Below are 16,555 nucleotides of genomic sequence, written 5' to 3' on the forward strand. Positions count from 1 at the left end.
TCAGCGTCCCACCGCCTTCGCCTGCGCCGCGAAAATCTCGCCGCAGCCGATGCGCGCGAGGCGGAGGAGGCGCAGCAGGCCTTCCTCGTCATAGGTCGCGCCTTCGGCGCTCGCCTGCACTTCGACGATCTGGCCCTTGCCGGTCAGCACGAAATTGCCGTCGGCTTCGGCGTTCGAATCCTCGTCATAATCGAGGTCAAGGACGGCGGCGCCCTGATACATGCCGCACGAAATCGCCGCGACCTTGTCCTCGATCGGATCTTCGGCAATCGCCTTGGCCGCGATCAGCTTGTCGACCGCGAGGCGCAGCGCGACCCACGCACCCGAGATCGACGCCGTGCGCGTGCCGCCGTCGGCCTGGATCACGTCGCAATCGATCACGATCTGGCGCTCGCCGAGCTTCTTCATATCGACGACGGCGCGCAAGCTGCGCCCGATAAGCCGCTGAATTTCCTGCGTCCGTCCCGACTGCTTTCCCTTCGCCGCCTCGCGGCTGCCGCGTGTGTGCGTCGCGCGGGGCAGCATGCCATATTCGGCGGTCACCCAGCCCTGGCCCTTGCCGCGCAGGAAGGGCGGCACCTTTTCCTCGACGCTGGCGGTGACAAGCACCTTGGTGTTGCCGAAGCTCACCAGCACGCTGCCTTCGGCGTGGATGGTGAATTCGGTTTCGATGGCGATGGGGCGCATCTGGTCGGGCGCGCGGCCGGAGGGTCGCATGATATTCCTTTCATCGTTGAAGGCGCGGCTCTTAGGCGCGCGCCGTCATCCACTCAACCGCATCTTGAAGAAATCGAGGATTTCGTCCCGCGCCTGCACCGTCGGCTGGCCTGCCTCGTCGATCAGGTGGATGGTGACGACGCTGTGCGGGTTCTTCATCGGACTGTCGGGGTTCGCCGCCTCGTCGGGCAGGACGCGGCCGACGAAGCGCTCGCCCAGCGCGTCCGCATACGCCGCAAAGCGCGCCGCTTTGCAGAACTTATCGCCCGCAAAGCGATAGGCGAGTACGGTCAGATCCTCGGCCTCCATCCGCGCCTTCACCGCCGCCAGTTCATCGGGTGCGATATGCATCCCCGCGGGATCATTCAGCGGCAGCGAAGGCTGCGCGAGCACCGGCGCCAGCACCGCGGGCTCAAGCATCATCGACAGCGCGAAATTGCCGGTGAAGCACATACCGATCGCCCCGACGCCCTTGCCGCCGCATTCTTCATGCGCCAGCGCCGCGAGCGAGCGCAGCCACCGCGTCGCGGGCGAGCTTTCATTCGCCTGAAAGGCGCGGAACTGGCGGCTGATGCAACCCCCGATCATCGTGAGCAGCGCGCCCGGCATGCGCGGCACGGCGCCGTCCTTCCCGAAGATATGCGGCATATAGACAGTGAAGCCCGCATCGCGGACCCAGCGCGCGAACCGCGCGACATGCGGGCTGATTCCCGGCATTTCGGTCATCACGATCACCGCCGGGCCGCCGCCCGTCACATAGACGAGCCGGTCGGTGCCGAGCAGGCGGATCATCCGCCGGTCGAAATCGTCGAGCGGATCGTCGCGATCGAGCGGTCGTGTGGTCATATTTCTCTCCCCCCCCCCGGGTCGCCCCCTGGGTCTGGGCAAAGGCTAGGCAGAAGATGCGCCCGATGCACCTGTTTTCGTCGCGCGCTCGGCCCAATTTCGGTATCGCAATACGGTGAGGCGTCGTAGCGCCATTCGACTAGCGCCGCGAAGGGTGATAATCAGTCGCTTTGGTGGGAGATGCCTATGCTGCGCTGGTTGCGCGAACGCTATCTGCTCGTACTCGGGTCGATCTATATTTATAACGAACATCGTGGCTATACGGCGATCGACCGGGTTATCGAAGCGGTTCGCGCGCGGACGCCCGACGATCTGGCCTTGATCGCCGCGATCGAAAGCCACCGCGTCGACGAGCGCAAACATTATATGATGTTTCGCCGCTGGTTCGAACGGCGCGGTTCAATGCCGCTCGATGTGGATCGCACCTTCGGGCATATCGACCGCTTCGTCGAAATCATTTTTCGCACGCCGATCGACAAGCTCGATACGCAGGCGGTCATCGATCGCGACGAGTTGTTCGAACGCCTTTGCCGCGTTATCGCGCTGACCGAACGGCGCGGTTACAAACAGGTCGAAACCCTGCTGAAAAACCGTTTCGTGCTCGACGATCCGATCCTGACGCGGATTTTCCGGATCATCCACAAGGACGAACCGAGCCATTGGGCCCCCTATGAGGCGTGGCTCGTCGCGCACGGGCGCCGGCGCCCGCGCTGGTGGGAACGGGCGATCGATGCTTTCATCCATTCCGAATTGCTGTTCATCAAGCTGCCGTGGCTTTTCCTCAACCCCTGGGTGGGGCGCCGCACCGCCTGGCCCGATGCGCGCGATGATGAAGCCTATGGCGATCACCCGCTCCCCGCTCGCGCCCACGCTGCTGCATGACCGACTATAGCGGAGGGGTGGAACTGCCCGCCAACGGACAGGCCCCGGCGGGCGAAGCCGGGCTGGCGTCGCGCCTGTTCAATCGCCGCGTCGGCGGCATGCTGCTCAAGAACACGGCGGTCAGCAGCGCCGTCTTTCTGGTCGGGCTCGCCGTGCTCTGGGGCCTGGTGCAATGGGGCAGGATGCAGGCGGTCCCCGCGGCGGCGATCGGCTTTCTGACTTCGAACAGCCTGCACTATGCGCTCGGCCGTTCGTGGATATTTCGCGGCACCGATCGCGCCATCGGGTCGGGCTATCTGATCTTTCTGGTCAATGCGGGGGTGGGCATGGCGATCACCATCCTGCTCTTTGCCGCCTTCCTCAAATGGACCGCCATCCACTATCTCGTCGCCCGCGTGATCGTGTCCGTCTTTGCCGGGCTCGCGATGTTCGTGCTGAACGCGGTGCTCAATTTTCGACAGGTGTAAGGTGCGAATCGCGCTATTTACGGGAAATTACAATTATGTGCGCGAAGGCGCGAACCAGGCGCTCAACCGCCTTGTTGCGCATCTCGAGCAGCATGCGGGCGCCGCGGTACGGGTCTATTCCCCCGTCACCGACACGCCGGCGTTCGAACCGGCGGGCGACCTGGTCCCGGTGCCGTCGATCGCGCTGCCGGTGCGCAGCGAATTTCGGCTCGCGCTCGGCCTGCCCCGCGCGACCCGCCGCGACCTGACGCGGTTCGCTCCCGACGTCATCCATGTCGCGACCCCCGATATTCTCGGCACCCGCGCGCAGACCTTCGCCCTCGATCGCGGCACGCCGCTTGTCGTCAGCCTGCACACGCGGTTCGAAACCTATCTTGGCTATTACGGCCTCGACTGGCTGCGGCCGGTGGTCGACCGTCACATCCATCGTTTCTATCGCCGCGCCCATCATGTGCTCGCCCCAACTCCGGGCCTTGTCGACGAGATGCGCACGCTGCGCGGCGATGACCGAGTCAGCCTGTGGAGTCGCGGCGTCGATCGCGACCTTTTCTCGCCGTCGCATCGCAGTCTCGAATGGCGCCGCGCGCATGGAATCGCCGACGACCGGATCGTCATCCTCTTCTTCGGCCGCCTGGTGCTGGAAAAGGGCGTCGAGGAATATGTCGCGATATTGCGCGAATTGCTGTCCAGCCACCCAGTCACGCCGCTGGTGGTGGGCGCTGGACCGGCGGCCGAGGCCTTTGCTGCGCTCCCCTCTGCGGTGCTGACGGGTCATCTTGATGGGCAGGAACTCGCCCACGCGGTTGCCAGCGCCGACATCATGCTCAACCCGAGCACGACCGAAGCCTTTGGCAATGTCGTGCTCGAGGCGATGGCGTCGGGCATGCCCGTGGTCAGCGCCGACGCGCCGAGCGCGAGCGCGCTGATCGTGGAGGGCGAAACGGGTCATCTATGCGCGCCCGGCGACCGCCGCGCCTATTCGGACGCGCTCGTTCGGCTCATTGCGGACGGCGACGCGCGGCGCGCAATGGGCGCCGCCGCACGCGCAAGAAGCGCCGCCTTTTCCTGGCACGCCGCATCCGAAAGCGTCGCGCGCCTCTATCGCACGATCCTCGCGCCGCCTCGGCAGGCCCGGCCGGACGGCGACGGCGTCAGCGCCATCCTTGCCCCCGCCCCTTCGCATCCCTAAATCCATGCCATGACGACCCCGCCGATCACCGAATTGACGACGCGCGCGCGCGATGTGTTCCGGCTCGTCGTCGATGCCTATCTGGAAAATGGGCAGCCGGTCGGGTCGCGTACGCTTTCGAAGCTGGCGACGCTCAACCTGTCACCCGCGTCGATCCGCAATGTCATGCAGGATCTTGAAGAACTCGGTCTGCTCGCGAGTCCGCACACCAGCGCCGGACGCCTGCCGACCGAACAGGGGCTGCGTCTGTTCGTTGACGGGATGATGCAGGTCGCCGAACCCTCGGCCGAGGATCGCGCGCAGATCGAGGCGAGCCTCGCCGAAGGCGGCCCGATCGAAAGCGCGCTGGCGCAGGCGACGGCCACGCTGTCCGGCCTCTCGGCCTGTGCTGGCCTTGTCCTCGTCCCCAAGCATGAACGCGTGCTCAAACAGGTTGCCTTCGTTCCGATGGCCGACCGTCAGGCGCTAGTTGTCCTCGTCGCGGGCGATGGATCGGTCGAAAACCGCGTCATCGACCTGCCCGCCGGATTGGTGCCGTCGGCGCTGGTCGAAGCAGGCAATTATATCTCGGCCATGCTCGGCGGCCTGACGCTGGCCGAGGCAATGGCGCGGGTGCGGCGCGAGATAGAGGACGAACGGATCGCGATCGACCGCGCCGCCGCCGATCTGGTCGCGCGCGGGCTGGCCATCTGGTCGGTCGACGGCGCCGATCGGCCGGTTCTGATCGTTCGCGGGCAGGCGAATCTGCTCGACGACAGCGCGGTCGGCGATCTCGACCGGGTGCGCCAGCTGCTCGACGAGCTCGAAACAAAGCAGGACATCGCCGGCCTGCTCGACAGCGCGCGCGAAGGCAGCGCGACGCGCATTTTCATCGGGTCGGAGAACAAGCTCTTTTCGCTGTCGGGATCGTCGGTTATCGCCGCGCCCTATCGCGGATCCGATGGACGGGTGGTCGGCGTCGTCGGGGTTATCGGCCCGACCCGCTTGAACTATGCGCGCATCGTTCCCATGGTGGATTTTACAGCACAATCGCTCTCAAGACTGATACGATAGGGTTATGACGAACATCGAAAACGAAACGCCGGTCGAAGACGGCCAGGCCCCGGAAACCGAAGCGGCAGCGACTGCCGAGGCCCCCGCGCAGGACGAAGCGGGCAAGCTCGCCGAACAACTCGCCGCGGTGCAGCAGGATCTGCTCTACGCGCGCGCCGAAACGCAGAATGTGCGCCGCCGCGCCGAAAAGGAAGTCGCCGACGCGCACGCCTATGCCGCGACCAAATTCGCGCGCGATATCCTGTCGGTCGCCGACAATCTCGGCCGCGCGCTCGCTTCGCTCAGCGAAGAACAGCGCGCCGACGAGGCGATCAAGCCGCTGCTCACGGGGCTCGAGGCGACCGAGCGCGAACTGATGAGCGTGTTCGAACGCCACGGCATCACGCGCATCGCCGCGATCGGCCTGCCGCTCGACCCGAACCAGCATCAGGCGATGCTCGAAATCCCCAGCGACAAGGACGCCGGCACGATCGTGCAGGAAATGCAGGCTGGCTATATGATGAAGGACCGCCTGCTGCGCCCCGCGATGGTGGGGGTCGCGAAGAAGGCGGAATAACCCCGCGTATAATTACAACCTGTTCCCCCGCGAAGGCGGGGGTCCATCGCCGACCGTTTCAGATTTGCGCCGTCAGAAGATGGGTCCCCGCCTTCGCGGGGACACACTATCGCGACGCGGGCACTCAGGCCGCCTTGCGCAGCTTCGCGAGCTTCTTCAGCACCATGTCGCGCTTCAACCGCGACAGATGGTCGATGAAGAGAATACCTTCCAGATGGTCATGCTCGTGCTGGATGCACGTCGCCATCAGGCCGGTCATGCGCTCCTGGTGGTGCTTGCCGTCCACGTCCTGCCAATCGACCGTGACTTCAGCGGGGCGTGTCACATCGGCATATTGTTCGGGGACCGACAGGCAGCCTTCCTGATAGACGCTATGCTCTTCGCTCTCGTCCGAAAAGACGGGATTGATGAAGACGCGGGGCTCGCGGATCACCTTCTTGCCTTCCTCGTCCTCGGGATCGGGTTCCTGAAGATCGATGACGAGAATGCGCTTCGGCACCCCGACCTGAATCGCCGCCAGCCCGATGCCGGGCGCGTCATACATCGTCTCGAACATGTCGGCGACGAGCTGCTTCAGCTCGGCGTCGAACGTCTCGACGGGCTTCGAAATCACGCGCAACCGCGGATCGGGGGTCTCTATGATGGGTAGGATGGCCATGGGTGCGAGGTATGGACTGACGGCGCTTACGTCAAGAGACCGGTCGCCGCGCCCTCAGCGCCTGCGCCAGCGTTCCCTCGTCGAGATAATCGAGTTCGCCGCCCACCGGCAGGCCATGCGCGAGCTGCGTCAGCCGCACCGGATAGCCCTCCAGTCGCTCGGCGAGATAATGCGCCGTCGTCTGCCCCTCGAGCGTCGCGTTCATCGCGAGGACCACCTCGTCGATGCCGCCCGCGGCGACGCGCGCAACGAGCGCGTCGATGCTCAGATCCTGCGGCCGCACGCCTTCCAGCGCCGACAGGCGGCCACCCAGCACATGATATTTGCCGGGAAACAGCCGCGACTTGTCAAGCGCCCACAGGTCCGACACTTCCTCGACCACGCACAGGCTGCGCGGGTCGCGGCGCGGATCGGCGCAGATCGCGCAGGGGTCGCTGGTATCGACATTGCCGCAGATACCGCACGTCACCAGCCGCTCGGACACGGTCTGGAGCGCCGCGAGCAAGGGCGCGAAACTGCTCTCGCGCTTTTTCATCAGATGCAGCACCGCGCGCCGCGCCGACCGCGGGCCAAGGCCCGGGAGCCGGGCGAGTTGCTGAACAAGGGCTTCGATTTCGGTGGACGCCATGGGTAGGGTGGTAATGACCCACAGCGTGGCCCGCAACATTCGTCATTGTGAGCGCAGCGACAAAGCAATCTCCAGCCATCGACCTTGCACAACATCGCATCCTCCGCCAAAGGCGCTGCCCATGCGCATTGTCTTCATGGGAACGCCGCCGTTTGCGGTGCCGACGCTCGCCGCGCTCCACGCGGCGGGGCATGAGATCGTGGCGGTTTACACCCAGCCGCCGCGCCCGGCGCAGCGGGGCAAGAAACTTCAGCAGAGCGCGGTGCATCTCTGGGCGGAGGCGCACGGCCTGCCCGTCCGCACGCCGAAGAGCCTGCGGACCGAAGAAGCGCAGGGCGAATTCGCCGCGCTCGACCTCGATGTCGCGGTGGTCGCCGCCTACGGCCTCATTCTGCCGCAGGCGATCCTCGACGCGCCGCGCGAAGGCTGCCTCAACGTCCATGGCTCGATCCTGCCGCGCTGGCGCGGCGCGGCACCGGTACAGCGCGCGATTCTGGCGGGCGATAGCGAAACGGGCGTCACCATCATGCAGATGGATGCCGGGCTCGATACGGGCGGCATGCGCCTGATCGGCCGCACACCGGTCGCGGACAAGACCGCGGGCGAATTGACCGACGAACTCGCCGCAATGGGCGCGGCGCTGATGGCCGAGGTGCTGGCCGACCTGTCCGCCTGTCCGCCCGCGCCGCAGCCCGATGACGGCGCCACCTATGCCGCCAAGATCGACAAGAGCGAGGCGCGGCTCGATTTTCTGGTCAGCGCGACCCAGACCGAACGCCAGATACGGGCGTTCAACCCGGCACCCGGCGCCTTTTTCGAGCTGGAGGGCGAGCGGTACAAGATTCTCGCGGCCGATGTCGTGCATCCCGCCGACACCGTCGCCGGAGCCGCGCCCGGCGTCACGCTCGACGATACGCTGACCATCGCCTGCAACCCCGGCGCGATCCGCGCCACCCGGGTGCAGCGCGCGGGCAAGCCGGCAATGGATGCGGCCGAACTGCTGCGCGGTCGACCGATAGCTGCGGGGACGCGGCTGGCATGACCCGCTTCGCCCTCACCATCGAATATGACGGCCGCCCGTTCATGGGCTGGCAGCGCCAGTCGCATGGCCCCAGCGTTCAGCAGGCGATCGAGGAAGCCGTCACCCGCATCACCGCCGAAACGGCCCCCGTTCACGGCGCCGGGCGCACCGACGCCGGGGTCCATGCGATCGCGATGCGCGCGCATGTCGACATCGAAAAGGCCATCCAGCCCTTTCGCCTGATGGAAGCGCTGAACGCCCAGCTTCGCCCCGCGCCGGTGGCCATCCTTGCGTGCGAGACGGTCGCCGACGACTGGCACGCGCGCTTTTCGTGCCTCGGCCGCGCCTATGAATATCGCATCGTCAACCGCCGCGCGCCGCTGACCTGGGACAAGGGACTCGCCTGGCAATTTGCAAAGCCGCTCGACGCCGAAGCGATGCACGGCGCGGCGCAGGCGCTGGTGGGGCGGCACGATTTCACCACCTTCCGCTCGGTGCATTGCCAGGCCGAAAGCGCTGTGAAGACGCTCGACCGCCTGTCGGTCAGCCGCCATGGCGACGAGATCGTCATCGAAGCCGCGGCGCGCAGCTTTCTGCATCATCAGGTTCGATCGATGGTCGGCTGCCTCACCCTCGTCGGCGAAGGCAAATGGTCGGCGCGCGATCTGAAGGTCGCGCTCGACGCCGCCGACCGGCAGGCTCTCGGCCTCAACGCACCGCCCGACGGCCTCTATTTCATCGAAGCAAGATATCCCTGACCCACGAAAAAGGGCGGCCCTTGCGGACCGCCCTCTTCACGTCTCTGCAGAAAGGCTCAGAGCGCCTTTTCGGCGTAATAAAGCGGCGCATGTTCGTTGAGGATCTGAAGAATCTTCGCCTGCGCGGTCTTTTCGTCGCTTTCTTCCATCGCGGCGAGTTCGCGCGCGAGGCGGCTCGACGCCGCTTCGAAGATCTGACGCTCCGAATAGCTCTGTTCAGGCTGATCGTCGGCGCGGAACAGGTCGCGGGTCACTTCGGCGATCGACACGAGATCGCCCGAGTTGATCTTCGCTTCATACTCCTGGGCGCGGCGCGACCACATGGTGCGCTTCACCTTCGGCTTCGTGGTCAGGACCTGAAGCGCTTCCTTCAGCGTCTTGTCCGACGACAGCTTGCGCATCCCCACGCCCTCGGCCTTGTTGGTCGGGACGCGCAGGGTCATTTTCTCCTTTTCGAAGCGCAGGACATAAAGTTCGAGCTGCATGCCGGCGATTTCCGACTTCTGCAGTTCAATGACGCGTCCCACGCCATGTTTGGGATAAACGACATAGTCACCGACTTCAAAGACGAGCGTGTTTGCGGACATGCAGGTTCCTTTCATTTGCCCCGTCGGGACCGGAAAAGCGCGAAAAGGCCGGGTACGTCCGCCCTCGTCGGAGGGGGATCGAAGCAAGGCGGTCGGCGCTAGCCAGTCAAAGTGACAAGGGATATGGCTCCATCAGGACGCCGCAGGGTGCCTTTCCGGCGATGGAAAGAGGCAAGCTGTCGACGCGTTGATATTTATTATATCAGATTCGCAACAAAATTGCCACCCCGCACGGAAATCCGCGGGTCGGCGGCTTGACGCCCCTCAAAACGCGTTTCACCTTGAGACGGAAACACAGATGGGGATGCCAAGATGAAAGATCAAATCTGGTGGGTTACAGGGGCTTCGTCGGGTATCGGCGCGGCGCTGTCGCGCGGCCTTGCGGCGCGCGGCGCGCGGCTGATTCTGTCGGGTCGCAACGTCGCCGCGCTCGAAGCGGTGGCAAAGGATTGCGGCGCGGGCACGATGATCCTGCCCTTCGAGGCGACCGACTATGACGCGATTCCCGGGCTTGTCGAACAGGCCTGGGCCTGGGGCGGCCGCATCGACGGCCTCGTCAACAATGCCGGTATTTCGCAGCGCAGCCTGGCGGTCGAAACCGATTTTGCGGTCTATCAAAAGATCATCGCGGTCGACCTGCTCGCCCCGATTGCCCTCACCCAGGCGCTGCTTCCGCGCATGATCGCGGCCGGCGGCGGTCAGATCATCGCCATATCGAGCGTCGCGGGGGTTGCCGGCGTGCCGCTGCGCAGCGCCTATTCGGCGGCCAAGCACGGCATCATCGGCTATCATGACAGCGTCCGCGCCGAAAATGAGCATATGGGGCTGAAGGTGCTGGTGGTCGAGCCCGGATCGGTGCGCACCAACGTCAGCCGCAACGCGCTCAACGCCGACGGCAGCGTCCGCGGCGCGAGCGATGCGGCAATCGACAACGGCCTGTCGCCCGACGATGCTGCGGCACAGATGCTCGCCGCAGTCGATGCCGGAACGCGCGAACTGGTGGTCGCCGAAGGCGCCGAAGCCGCCATCGCCGCCCTTCGTCGCAGCGACCCGAACGCGCTGTTCGACCGAATGAACGCTATGGTGCAGGCGGGCTATGCCAAGCAGATGGAGGCTACAGTCCGCGCCGACTGAACTCGGTCTCGGCCTTCCTATGGGGCATCCATGGTCGGCGGAGCCCTGTCAGCATCGCCTGGCACGTACGCGGGGTTAAAGCGCTCAAGCCATTTTTCCGCTGCCGAGAGAAATTGCGCCTCGTCGCTTGGCGCCGGGAAATTATGCGTATTATCCGGTTGGTAAAGATAGTCGAAGTCCTTACCCTTCACTTTGCCAGAGCTTTCCAGCGCGCTGACCAACCGCTTGGCCTGCGCCAGCGGCACGCGCTGGTCCTTCTCGCCATGGACAATCAGTATTGGAGACCAGCTGCCTTTCGCGTTCTGCGCGGGAGATACCGTATCCAGGTCCGCGACGCCCTTCGATAGATAATTTGCGCCAAATCTACCCAGATAATTGCGGTCATATTTGCGCATTTCGCCGAGATCATAAACGCCCGCACCGGCGATCGTGCAGCGCCAGCGCGCGGCATCCCGCTGAGCCGCGCGCGCGGACGCATAGCCTCCATAGGACCACCCCATCATGCAAGCACGCTTGGGATCCACAATGCCCTGCGCTGCAAGATAGTCGATGGCGTCATTAAGGTCGTCCTGCATGCGAAGGCCAAAGCCGTCGTCGCGTCCCTTTTTAATGAAATCGCGACCATAGCCGCCCGAACCACGATAATTTGGCTGAACGACGACGTAGCCGAGTTCTGCTATGGCCTGATGCCAAGGAAATGGACCGAACCCCTCTTCGTCACGGACGCCGAACGGACCGCCGTGCGTAATCATTACGACCGGCAGTTTGCCTTGCGCCTTACGATGTCGCGGCATGGTGACCACCGCGTGAATCCGGAGGCCATCGCTCGCCGGATAGACTATCGTGTGGGTAGGATTCATTTCCGTATCACCAAACAGTTCGTTGGCGTAGCCAACACGCACAACCTTGCCACTGTCGGTGTTGAATGAATAATAGGTTCCGGTCTGATCGGCTTTACCAACCCATATCAACATATTGCGATCGCCAAGATCGGTAGAAACGATCCGTGCGTTCCCTTTGCCGAACTGTTCCTCGAACATCGCCTGCACTTCTTTCAGGCGGTCATCCATCCAATAAATCTTCAACCGATCCTCGGTAACCCACACCGACTGCAATTTGTCGCAACTTTCGTTGCAGCCAACCCCCCCGACATCGTAACCCTCGATTTCAAATAGCGGCTTACCAAGTTCCATCGTCGACAGATCAACCTTGTAAACTTTGTTGAAACCGTCCTGATTGCTCGTAACTATGGCCTTACCGGGTTCATCAAGAAAAATCTCGGGCACGAGCGATTCACCCGAAAAGCTCGGGTCTGCCTTGTCATAAATCGTTTTGAAATTATCGCCGTCTTTTTCGCGATACAGCACCCGTGTCTTACCTGAATCCCGGTCGTATCCAACACCCATCCGCACCACGCCTTTGCCATCCGACGCCCATTGTCCAACCAATATGTTCGGCTTCTGCACCAGTTTCATTCGACCGGTGCGCACGTCGATATCCATCACTTCAGGACGGCCGATAAGCTCGTAGCCGTAGGCCAAGGAAGTTCTCGATAAAAGAATGTGCTCGTTGCGGTGATCTACATGAATGACGTCACTTGCATTGCCTGCAGCATCTTCCCAACCCAGCGGCTTGAGCTTCTTTCCTTCAATATCATAGCTGAAAAGACGCCCCATCTCGCCTTCAAACATTCCTATCTCGCCAGATGCGGCTGTTATGACCAAGGTACGATTACCGACCCACTGCCAGCTAATAATTCGTCGATCGCCGAATTCCTGATACGCTTCGGTTTTCAGAAAATAATCCGGCTGCGCTTTGCCTGTAAGATCAAATACCACAAGATATTCGACTCCCTTGTACCCGACCTTGGCGACCATTTTCGTCGCATCGGGCGAGAGACGCGGCTGCTGTAACGACGCACGCGTCGCGAACTGCGTAATCGGAACCTGCATATCCGCAATATCTTGCGCTCGCGGTTCGGCGGCGAAGACATTGCCACCACCGGGAGCATTCGCCGTCAACGCGGCCACCGCGATCAAAGAAACGGCCAATTTGCGGTATAGCGTTCTTTTCAAGGGACAATCTCCTGTTGCTACCGGAACTCTAGCGCAGTCGCTGCGTGACTCAAGCCCCCCTCTCGTGCCACCACGAAAAAGCCCCGCCGGATCGTTCCGGCGGGGCCATTCTTTCACCCTGACGGATGCGATGCTTACATCGCGTGTCCCGCCAGCGCCGCGAGCAGCAGCAGCGCGACGATGTTGGTGATCTTGATCATCGGGTTGACGGCCGGACCCGCAGTATCCTTGTAGGGATCGCCGACGGTGTCGCCCGTCACGGCTGCCTTATGGGCTTCGCTGCCCTTGCCGCCATGATTGCCGTCCTCGATATATTTCTTGGCATTATCCCATGCGCCGCCGCCCGAGGTCATCGAGAGGGCAACGAACAGGCCGCCGACGATCACGCCGAGCAGCAGGGCGCCGAGCGCGGCAAAGCCGTTCTCCTGACCCGCAACCGCCGAGATCACGAAATAGACGACGATCGGCGCCAGCACCGGCAGCAGCGAGGGAATGATCATCTCCTTGATCGCAGCCTTGGTCACGAGGTCGACCGTGCGCGCATAGTTCGGCTTCGACGTGCCCGCCATGATGCCGGGATCGCCCGCGAACTGATCGCGCACATCCTTCACCACGTCCCCCGCCGCGCGGCCGACGGCGGTCATGCCCATCGCACCGAACAGATAGGGAAGCAGCGCGCCGAGCAGCAGCCCGACGATGACATAGGGGTTTTCGAGGCTGAAATTGACCGTCAGGCTCGGGAAGAATTCCCGAAGGTCGGTCGTATAGGCCGCGAACAGCACCAGCGCGGCGAGGCCCGCCGAACCGATGGCATAACCCTTGGTCACCGCCTTGGTGGTGTTGCCGACGGCGTCGAGCAGGTCGGTCTTTTCGCGCACGCTGTCGTCCAGCCCCGCCATTTCGGCGATGCCGCCCGCATTGTCCGTCACCGGGCCATAAGCGTCGAGCGCGACGACCATGCCGGCGAGCGCCAGCATCGCAGTCGCAGCATAGGCAATGCCGATCAGCCCCGCGAGTTGATAGGCGATGATAATGCCAGCAACGATGACCAGCGTCGGCAGCGCGGTGGCTTCGAGGCTGATCGCGAGGCCCTGGATCACGTTCGTGCCATGGCCCGTTTCCGAGGCCTTGGCGATCGACCGCACCGGACGGAAGCCCGTGCCGGTATAATATTCGGTGATCCAGATGATCAGGCCGGTGATGACCAGACCGAGCAGCGAGCAATAGAAAAGATCGCGCCCGGTAAAGTCGGTGCCGGTGACCGCCGTTTCCATCCCGCCCAGCGCGTGGCTGGTCGCAAACCAGATCGCGGGGACCGCGAGGATCGCCGAAACCAGGAAGCCCTTGTACATCGCGCCCATGACATTGTTCGAGCCGCCGAGGCGGACGAAATAGGTGCCGATGATCGAGGTGATGATGCACACCCCGCCGATCAGCAGCGGCAGCGACATCAGGCCGGGCAGCAGATCGCCCGCCCCTTTCAGCAGCAGCGCGGTCAACACCATGGTGGCGCCGACGGTGACGACATAGGTTTCGAAAAGGTCGGCCGCCATGCCCGCGCAGTCGCCGACATTGTCACCGACGTTATCGGCGATGACCGCGGGGTTGCGCGGATCGTCCTCGGGGATGCCCGCTTCGACCTTGCCGACCAGGTCAGCGCCGACGTCGGCGGCCTTGGTAAAGATGCCGCCGCCGAGACGCGCGAAGATCGAAATCAGCGAGGCGCCGAAGGCCAGCGCGACGAGCCCGTCGACGACCGTGCGGTCATCGCCGCCCACCGTCTTGCCCATCTGGACCGTCAGCACCCAATAAAATACCGCAATCGCAAGCAGCGCGAGCCCGGCGACGAGAAGGCCGGTGATGGCACCGGCGCGAAAGGCGAGCGTCAGCCCGGCCTGCAGCCCCTTTTGGGCAGCGGCCGCGGTACGGACGTTTGCGCGTACCGAAATATTCATGCCGATGAATCCGGCGACACCGGACAGGACGGCGCCGATGACGAAACCCGTCCCCGAAACGGGTCCGAGTGCCCCCGCGACGATCACCGCCACGACGACGCCGACGATGGCGATGGTGCTGTATTGCCGTTTCAGATAAGCCTGCGCGCCTTCCTGAATGGCGGCGGCGATTTCCTGCATCTTGTCATTCCCCGCCGAGGCGCCGAGCACCTGCCGCGAGGTAATGAACCCATAGAGCACGGCCAATAGGCCGCACGCTATCGCGATCAAAACCGGATTCATGCGTGTCTGTTCCTTCCCCAATGAAGGGGGCGGACACAGGATAGCTGTCGAACGTCCGACTTATTGATGCCGGTTCGCTCTCTCCCCTGATGCGACCGCCCCAAATTCTGGACGCCGCGTTATGGGAAGAAACCTCGCCCTTTGGCAAGCCCGGTTTTTTCGCCCTTTTCCGCGCCTAGTGCGCGAAACCGAGACGCTCCGGTAGCGCGACGCGCTGCGCCCGGTGCGTCAGCAGCAATCCGGCGCCGACGGCGGCATGGCCGATCGCCGTCACGGCGACGCCTTCGGCGGCCGCATGCGCCCGGATTGCATCGGCTTGCCCCGAGTCCGCCGCGAAGAGCAATTGATAATCGTCGCCTGCCGTTGCCGCTGCGAGCCGCGTGTCGAGAACGTCGGGACGCACCGCGAGCAGCGCCGCCGACAGCGGCACCACCTCCAGCATCAGCGCGATCTGGCAATCGCTTGCCGCCGCCATCCGCTTGGCGTCGATCAGCAGGCCGTCGGAAACATCCATCATCGCATGGACATGCGGCGCAAGCGCCGCGCCCAGCGCCAGTTGCGGCAAGGGCCGGGCATAGGCGGCCATGCAGGTTGCGCCCGGTTCGATCTCGCCGAGCCGCATCGCCAGGCCGACCCCCGCGTTGCCGATCGTCCCCGTCACCCAGATCTGATCGCCCGGCCTTACCCCGCTGCGCGCCGGCGCTCCGGTCGCGGGCGCGCGGCCGATTGCGGTCAGGCCGAAACTGCGCGGCGCGCCGGCGGGCGGGCGCACCGTGTCGCCGCCGAGCAACGGCACGTCGAACCGGCGCAGCACATCGTCCAGCCCCGCGACGAAGGCGGCGTCCCACGCCGCATCGCCCGACAGGCTATAGCCGAGCAGCACGCCGAGCGGCGCTGCGCCCTTCGCCGCAAGGTCCGACAGATTCACCGCAACCAGCTTCCACGCAATGTCCTGCGGCGTGTCGTCGGGCAGGAAATGGACGCCCTCGACGATCATGTCGTGCGTCAGCACAAGATCGCCGAGCAGCGCCGTGTCATCGGCCAGCCCGCGCGCCGCAGGATCGGTCGCGATGGTGCGCAGATGGGCAATGAAATCGGCTTCGTTCATTGCGGCAAGCCTAGTGGATCATGGGCCGGCATAAAAGGGAGACATCGATCCTCCCTGTGGCGAAGCCATCGGGCGGTGGCAGCGCGAAGCGCTGACGGAGGGGCTATGACGCAAAGCTACCGCTCCTCCACCATACTTCGGACGGTCCCCCTCCCCACCGCTGCGCGGCAGGGAGGATTTTCTATTTCGCGCGCACATCCTTGCCGATGGCATCGAGCAGGCCGTTGGCAAAACCCGCCTCGCGGCCGTCGAAAAAGGCTTTGGCGACATCGACATATTCGCTCACCACCGCGCCAACCGGCACATCGCCGCGCGCGATCAGTTCATAGGCGCCGGCGCGCAATATCGCCTTCATCGTGCGGTCGAGCCGATCCATGGTCCAGCCGCTTGCCAACCGCGCCGTGATCGCCGCGTCGACCTCTACCGCCCGCGCCAGCGCACCCTTCACGATATCGTCGAAGAAGGGAACGTCGGCTTCGGCATATTCGGCGTCCTCGATGATCGCGCCGATGCGGTGCTGGTGGAATTCATGGATCAGCTGCGCGACCGGGGTGCCTTCCATTTCGTGCTGATAGAGTGCCTGGACGGCGGCAAGGCGGGCGGCGGAGCGGGATTGGGCGCGTTTGTTCATGGCTTTTC

At 64.1% G+C, this 16,555-nt stretch carries 17 protein-coding genes; 8 read left to right on the top strand and 9 right to left on the bottom strand.

The genetic code is table 11. The features are described from left to right. Together rph and ACT17R_RS02295 are read right to left on the bottom strand one after the other, a co-directional pair. Positions 1-717: a ribonuclease PH gene (gene rph / locus ACT17R_RS02290; RefSeq protein WP_186402404.1), complete on the bottom strand. Its 717-nt coding sequence runs from the start codon at positions 715-717 to the stop codon at positions 1-3. Between the two features lie 45 nt (positions 718-762). After that, a complete protein-coding gene (locus tag ACT17R_RS02295) occupies positions 763-1,563 on the bottom strand; it encodes a dienelactone hydrolase family protein (protein WP_217372468.1) in 801 nt (266 codons plus the stop codon). A gap of 186 nt (positions 1,564-1,749) precedes the next feature. Here ACT17R_RS02295 and ACT17R_RS02300 point away from each other — a divergent pair, with 186 nt between their 5' ends. From ACT17R_RS02300 to grpE, 5 genes are read left to right on the top strand one after another with little or no spacing between them, the layout of a single operon-like run. Continuing rightward, positions 1,750-2,445: a ferritin-like domain-containing protein gene (locus ACT17R_RS02300; RefSeq protein ID WP_186402406.1), complete on the top strand. Its 696-nt coding sequence runs from the start codon at positions 1,750-1,752 to the stop codon at positions 2,443-2,445. Beyond that, positions 2,442-2,912, top strand: coding sequence for a GtrA family protein (locus ACT17R_RS02305; RefSeq protein ID WP_444808896.1), 471 nt, complete (start codon positions 2,442-2,444; stop codon positions 2,910-2,912). The genes ACT17R_RS02300 and ACT17R_RS02305 overlap by 4 nt, the downstream gene beginning before the upstream one ends. 1 nt (position 2,913) lies before the next feature. Beyond that, entirely contained in the window at positions 2,914-4,101 is a 1,188-nt protein-coding gene (locus ACT17R_RS02310; RefSeq protein ID WP_444808897.1) for a glycosyltransferase family 4 protein, read from the top strand. Between the two features lie 9 nt (positions 4,102-4,110). Further along, on the top strand, positions 4,111-5,154 hold the full coding sequence (gene hrcA, locus ACT17R_RS02315) for a heat-inducible transcriptional repressor HrcA (RefSeq protein ID WP_062900347.1): 1,044 nt from the start codon (positions 4,111-4,113) through the stop codon (positions 5,152-5,154). Between the two features lie 4 nt (positions 5,155-5,158). Next, positions 5,159-5,710, top strand: coding sequence for a nucleotide exchange factor GrpE (gene grpE / locus ACT17R_RS02320; protein WP_062900348.1), 552 nt, complete (start codon positions 5,159-5,161; stop codon positions 5,708-5,710). Between the two features lie 124 nt (positions 5,711-5,834). Here the strand turns inward: grpE and def are convergent, their stop codons facing one another. Together def and recR are read right to left on the bottom strand one after the other, a co-directional pair. Continuing rightward, entirely contained in the window at positions 5,835-6,368 is a 534-nt protein-coding gene (gene def / locus ACT17R_RS02325; RefSeq protein ID WP_062900349.1) for a peptide deformylase, read from the bottom strand. 31 nt (positions 6,369-6,399) lie between these two features. Beyond that, the gene (recR, locus tag ACT17R_RS02330; RefSeq protein ID WP_062767246.1) at positions 6,400-6,996 is read right to left on the bottom strand and encodes a recombination mediator RecR; all 597 of its coding nucleotides are present in this window, start codon (positions 6,994-6,996) and stop codon (positions 6,400-6,402) included. A 121-nt stretch (positions 6,997-7,117) separates the two neighbouring features. On the opposite strand from recR, the gene fmt reads away from it, so the two are divergent. After that, a complete protein-coding gene (fmt, locus tag ACT17R_RS02335) occupies positions 7,118-8,038 on the top strand; it encodes a methionyl-tRNA formyltransferase (RefSeq protein ID WP_444808898.1) in 921 nt (306 codons plus the stop codon). Continuing rightward, positions 8,035-8,775 (top strand): tRNA pseudouridine(38-40) synthase TruA, encoded by a 741-nt coding sequence (gene truA / locus ACT17R_RS02340; protein WP_444808899.1) that lies wholly within the window; start codon positions 8,035-8,037, stop codon positions 8,773-8,775. The genes fmt and truA overlap by 4 nt, the downstream gene beginning before the upstream one ends. 56 nt (positions 8,776-8,831) lie before the next feature. Here truA and ACT17R_RS02345 read toward each other — a convergent pair whose 3' ends face one another. After that, complete coding sequence (locus ACT17R_RS02345; RefSeq protein ID WP_003039510.1) at positions 8,832-9,362, bottom strand: CarD family transcriptional regulator; 531 nt, start codon at positions 9,360-9,362, stop codon at positions 8,832-8,834. Positions 9,363-9,674: 312 nt separating this feature from the next. Between ACT17R_RS02345 and ACT17R_RS02350 the strand changes: the two genes are divergently transcribed. Then, a complete protein-coding gene (locus tag ACT17R_RS02350; RefSeq protein ID WP_444808900.1) occupies positions 9,675-10,496 on the top strand; it encodes an SDR family NAD(P)-dependent oxidoreductase in 822 nt (273 codons plus the stop codon). 17 nt (positions 10,497-10,513) lie between these two features. Here ACT17R_RS02350 and ACT17R_RS02355 read toward each other — a convergent pair whose 3' ends face one another. The 4 genes from ACT17R_RS02355 to nusB form a co-directional block, all read right to left on the bottom strand. Beyond that, entirely contained in the window at positions 10,514-12,571 is a 2,058-nt protein-coding gene (locus tag ACT17R_RS02355; RefSeq protein ID WP_202988338.1) for an alpha/beta hydrolase family protein, read from the bottom strand. A 134-nt stretch (positions 12,572-12,705) separates the two neighbouring features. Beyond that, complete coding sequence (locus ACT17R_RS02360) at positions 12,706-14,808, bottom strand: sodium-translocating pyrophosphatase (protein WP_003039517.1); 2,103 nt, start codon at positions 14,806-14,808, stop codon at positions 12,706-12,708. A gap of 175 nt (positions 14,809-14,983) precedes the next feature. Continuing rightward, positions 14,984-15,916 (bottom strand): thiamine-phosphate kinase, encoded by a 933-nt coding sequence (gene thiL / locus ACT17R_RS02365; protein ID WP_263587500.1) that lies wholly within the window; start codon positions 15,914-15,916, stop codon positions 14,984-14,986. Positions 15,917-16,097: 181 nt separating this feature from the next. Further along, a complete protein-coding gene (nusB, locus tag ACT17R_RS02370) occupies positions 16,098-16,547 on the bottom strand; it encodes a transcription antitermination factor NusB (protein WP_062900355.1) in 450 nt (149 codons plus the stop codon). Between the last annotated feature and the right edge of the window lie 8 nt (positions 16,548-16,555).

This window comes from Sphingopyxis sp. Q841 (assembly GCF_052384365.1).
Classification (GTDB): Bacteria; Pseudomonadota; Alphaproteobacteria; order Sphingomonadales; family Sphingomonadaceae; genus Sphingopyxis; species Sphingopyxis terrae_A.